Genomic DNA, 3,876 nt, shown 5'->3' with positions numbered 1-3,876 from the left:
GTCTGTTCGAACTCCTACATCAGTGGCCTCTCGCTGGCCGACTGCATCTTCTCGGGGCGGCGGGCGGGCGCCCACAGCGCCCGGCCGCTGCTCCCTCGATGAGCACCCGCCGACGCCGGCTGATCAGGCGGGCATCCGATCCGGCGGGCCGCTCGCTCGCTCGATCCCGGTGACGAACGCGCTGACCTCGGCCAAGGCAGCGACTGCTTCGGGGACGGCCAGATAGCCGGCCTGGAAGACGTGGACTTGGCCGGGCCAGATCTGCAGGTCACAGCGCACGCCGACGCGGCGGGCGGTTGCCGCGAGGTGTTCGGCGTCGGCCTGCAAGACCTCGAGCCCCCCGACCTGGATGAGCATCGGCGCAAAGCCGGGGACGATCCCCGCCGCGACGTCCAGGCGCGGATCGGCGAGGTCTGACCCCGCCACGTACATGCCGACCAGCCGGTTGCCGGTGGTGGCGGAGGCGTACGGGTCGCGTACGCCCGGTTCCTTCGTCGCGGCCAGTCCGAAGGTGGGGTCGGCCACCGGCGAGAACAACACCAGCCCGGACGGTTGTGGAAGTCCGCGCCGGGCCAGCTCACCGGCGAGGGCCAGTGCCAGGTGCCCGCCCGCGGAGTCTCCGGCGACGACGATGTCGGCGGGTCGATGCCCGCGGGCGAGTAACCAGAGGTACCCACGCAGCGCGTCCTCGTGTGCCGCGGGAAACGGGTCCTCGGGCGCGAGCCGGTACCGCGCGGCGAACACGGGGCGTCCGCTCGCGCGACCCACCCGCCCGACCAAGCCGCGGTGGGTGCCCGGCGAACAGGAGAAGTACGCACTGCCGTGCAGGTAGTAGACGACCGGCTCGTGTGGCTCGGGTACTGCGTTCACCCATTCGCCGCGGACCGCGAATTCGGTGTCCGCGTGTTCGTGGACGGGAAAACGCGCCACCGTCCAGGACGGCATGACCAGGCGCAACCCGTGCATTGCCGCGCGTCCGATACGGACGCCGGCGCGAGTGGCGGGAAGCCGCGAGCCCAGTCGGCGCACTGTCAGCAGCATGACCGCCGCCACGATTCGGCTGGCGCGCGACGGTGTCGCGCTGAGATTTCGATCCATGCCGTGCATCATCTCGGGAAACAGGCCAACTGACAAGAACTCATGTCAAAACGCGCGATTGTCCTGTACTTTGTTGACATGACTTCATGTCAAAATTGGGACAGGCAATGAAAGGGCAGGTCATCGCGGTGACCGGCGGTGCGCGTGGGATCGGGAGGGAGATCGCCGCGCACCTCGCCCGCGCGGGCGAGCGCGTCGCGATCGGCGACATCGACGAATCGGCGGCCCGCGCCACCGCCACGGAACTGGGTGCGCAGGTGCGGGGCTTCGGCGTCGATGTCGCCGACCGGGATTCGTTCGCGGCGTTCCTCGCCGCCGTCGAGCAGGTGTGGGGACCGCTCGATGTCCTCGTCAACAACGCCGGGGTGATGTGGGTCGGCCCGTTCGATCGGGAACCCGAGGCGGCGCGGCGACGACAGTTCGACGTGAACGTGCACGGCGTCATCAACGGGGTGACCCTCGCCGTACCGGCCATGCGTGCGCGAGGCGCCGGGCACATCGTCACCGTGGCCTCCGCCGCGTCGAAGCTCGCCCCGCCCGGTGAGTCCTCCTACGCCGCGACCAAGCACGCCGTCTTCGGCTACCTGAGCGGGGTCCGCGCGGAACTGCGCGGCAGCGGGGTCGAACTCTCGGTGATCATGCCGACCGTCGTGGACACCGAATTGGCGACCGGCACCGCCACCGGCGCGGTGGCACTGCTCCAGCCCGCCGACGTTGCCCGCGCCGTCCTCCGGACGATCGAACGCCCGCGATTCGAGGTGACAGTGCCCCGCTACATCGGAGCGCTGCTGCGCGCGGTGAACGTGCTCCCGGCCGCCCTGCGCGACCGCGTCCTGCTCGGCATGGTCCCGGATCAGGTTGCCGCCGTTCATGATTCATCGAGCCGGGCCGACTATGAACACAAGGTCTGTGGCCCCACCGAACCTCCACCCACGCCGACGACAGGAAACCGGACATGACCACAACCGACGCTCTCGGCGACATCCGGCCGATACCGGAGTTCGCCGGTGTCCACGACGTGTGGCCGCGCGGCGACCGGCTCGAGGCGGTGCGCGAAGGCGCGCGCCGCTACCGCGAGCGGTTCCTCCGGCAGGGGCAGGTGCGTGCGGTCAAGAGCTTCGACATCGCCGCCGCCCCGTATCCGCAGCGATTCGCGTTCCAGGGCTATTCGATCGGCCCCAACCCGATGATCTCGATCATCAACCGGATGTTCGTGGTCCAGTTCGAGGGATTCGACGGCACGCTCCGAACGCTGGTCTGGGAGCCCACCGTCGCGGCCGGATCGGGCAAGGCCCCGTTCTACGCGAAACTGCAGAAGCTCTCGCGCACGCTGCGCGCGGAGTCGCTGTTCGTCAAGTACTACAACGATCCCGAGGTGGTGCTGCCCCGGCTGGGCCTGCGCAACGAGGATGTCGACTACGTCAGCTTCGACCATCTGCACGTGCAGGACATCCGCATGATCATGGGCAGCGACGTGCCGATCGACGGAGAGTCCGGCCCGCGTGACCCGCTGTTCCCGAACGCGCGGATGCTCGTGCAGCGCACCGAACTCGGCACGCTGGAATCGGTGCACCCGATGCAGTGGGCGTGGTACGTCGACGGCGGTATGGACGGCGTCCCCGCCGAGCGGCTGCAGGTCCTCGACGGTGACGTCGAGTTGGGTGTCGGGGTGAGCCTGCTGTGGACACCCGGCCACACCGACGGGAACCACTCGCTGTGCGTGAACACGCCCGACGGTGTGTGGGTGTCCTCGGAGAACGGGATGGCCGCCGACAGCTGGCAACCGGAACTGTCCAGGATTCCCGGGGTCCGGCAGCAGGCGCAGTTCTACGGCCGCGAAGTCGTCCTCAACGCGAACACTCTCGAAGACTCGCTGGATCAATACGATTCCATGGTCAAGGAGAAGACCATGGCTTCCCGGTCACCGCGCGATCCGCGCTGGCTGCAAGTCATCGCCTCCTCGGAATGCGCGAACTGGAAGCGGCAGTGGCCGGTCGTGCCGACTTTCACCCACGGCGGACTCGACTACGGGACGATCGTGATCCCACCGCGGGCCGATGACTAGGATGGAGACCTTCTAGATCAGGTAGCCGGATGCGGGAGGACAGTGACCGAGACCGACGCTCCGTCCGGGAACCGAGCTCCGTCGCGCCGCTACGGTGGGCGGGACAAGGAGAGTCGAAGCGCTGAGCGTCGAGACGCGCTCCTCGCGGCCGGCCTGGAACTGTTCGGCACCATCGGCTATCCGGCGTCCTCGGTGAAGAAGATCTGCGACCGCGCGGGTTTGACCGAGCGGTACTTCTACGAGTCCTTCACTCATCGTGAGGCATTGCTGCGCGCGGTCTACGACGGTCAGATCGACCAGGTCCGCGCCGCGACCTTGGCGGCGCTCGCGGGTGCCGAACCCGATCTGGCTCCCCAGGCACACGCCAGTGTCGACGCCTTCGTTCGGACCGTGGCCGCGGACCCGCGCCGTGCCCGGGTCATCTTCATCGAGGTCGTGGGAGTCAGCGCGGAGCTCGAGGTGCACCGGCGCGCGGTCATGCACGAATTCGCCCAGCTGATCGCCGGTTTCGCCGACGCCTACTTCCATGTTCCCGCCACCGATCGTTTGGCGATCGCGGCAATGCTGTTCGCCGGCGGGATGACCGAGCTGATGGTGGACTGGACGCTGGCCGACGCACCCTTGCCGCTCGACGAACTGATCGACGTCGCCGTGAGCATTCTGATCCACGGCCTCGGGACCCTGGATCGCCGACCCGGCGACCAGGTGTAGCC

4 protein-coding genes are annotated in these 3,876 nt (G+C 68.5%); 3 read left to right on the top strand and 1 reads right to left on the bottom strand.

Translation table 11 applies throughout. The features are described 5' to 3' along the window. Window positions 1-123: 123 nt before the first annotated feature. Entirely contained in the window at window positions 124-1,098 is a 975-nt protein-coding gene (locus tag ACFWF3_RS27410) for an alpha/beta hydrolase (RefSeq protein WP_379316278.1), read from the bottom strand. A gap of 86 nt (window positions 1,099-1,184) precedes the next feature. Between ACFWF3_RS27410 and ACFWF3_RS27405 the strand changes: the two genes are divergently transcribed. The 3 genes from ACFWF3_RS27405 to ACFWF3_RS27395 are packed head-to-tail and all read left to right on the top strand — an operon-like array spanning window position 1,185 to window position 3,874. Further along, window positions 1,185-2,057, top strand: a complete 873-nt coding sequence (locus ACFWF3_RS27405; RefSeq protein ID WP_379316276.1) for an SDR family oxidoreductase — start codon at window positions 1,185-1,187, stop codon at window positions 2,055-2,057. After that, entirely contained in the window at window positions 2,054-3,163 is a 1,110-nt protein-coding gene (locus ACFWF3_RS27400; protein ID WP_379316274.1) for a hypothetical protein, read from the top strand. Before ACFWF3_RS27405 ends, ACFWF3_RS27400 begins: the two co-directional genes overlap by 4 nt. Before the next feature lie 42 nt (window positions 3,164-3,205). Beyond that, a complete protein-coding gene (locus ACFWF3_RS27395) occupies window positions 3,206-3,874 on the top strand; it encodes a TetR/AcrR family transcriptional regulator (protein ID WP_378995206.1) in 669 nt (222 codons plus the stop codon). Window positions 3,875-3,876 lie beyond the last annotated feature (2 nt).

This window comes from Nocardia sp. NPDC060220 (genome assembly GCF_042727815.1).
In the GTDB taxonomy this organism is placed as follows: Bacteria; Actinomycetota; Actinomycetes; order Mycobacteriales; family Mycobacteriaceae; genus Nocardia.
The sequence above is the reverse complement of the archived record's forward strand: the minus strand, read 5'-3'. Positions and strand labels throughout refer to the sequence as shown.